The sequence below is a fragment of the Sphingobium sp. FW306-1B-F04DB genome, from assembly GCF_058781925.1.
On the sequence record NZ_JBYSXE010000142.1, the window covers coordinates 1 to 657 of the forward strand.

The 657-nt window shown below is 60.7% G+C and carries 1 protein-coding gene; it reads right to left on the reverse strand.

The genetic code is table 11. The features are described 5' to 3' along the window. The coding region (locus AC3WJD_RS22095) for a transposase (RefSeq protein WP_492749017.1) at positions 1-655 on the reverse strand (655 nt) is incomplete at its 3' end. Positions 656-657 lie beyond the last annotated feature (2 nt).

Sequence of the window (657 nt, forward strand, 5' to 3'; positions counted from 1 at the left end):
TGGAGACCATATCGCAGATCTTCCCCTGTCCTACCGAGGGCTGCGCGTTCTTGGCGCGGCGCATCTGGCGTCTGGTGCGCAAATGCGCCGTCAGTTCCTTCTTGAGGACTCCTCGCGACTGAATGAACAAACTGCGATAGATCGCCTCATGAGATATCTGCATGTTGGGATCGTCCGAATATTCCCGTTTCAGCCAGCCTGCAATTTGCTCCGGGGACCATTGCTGCGCCAGCTTTTGCGCCACGCGCCATCGTAGCCGTCCATGGCATGCCAGGCGACATGGCTTCGGGCGTAACCCTCGTTCCCATGCCCGCTTGTCCGCTCGATTGGCTCGGTACGTTTTTGCATCGCCATTGCGGACAATCTCGCGACTGATCGTCGAGGCAGATCGCCCCAGGCTTCGGGCGATCGCCCGGATCGCAAGACCAGCGGCAAGGCCACGCGAAATCTCTTCGCGCTCCGCCAATCCAAGAGCCATGCGGGCTCTGCGCCGAGCCCAAGGAACAACGCCGCCGCGCGAGGCTATGATCTGCTGCACCCCGCTATGATTACGGCGATCAAGCGCGCGGCTAATCGACGTAACACTTTCTCCGCGCTTCCAGCGTTCCCACAGCTCCGCCCTCTGGGCCAACGTGAAATGAACCCGCGATGTCACCA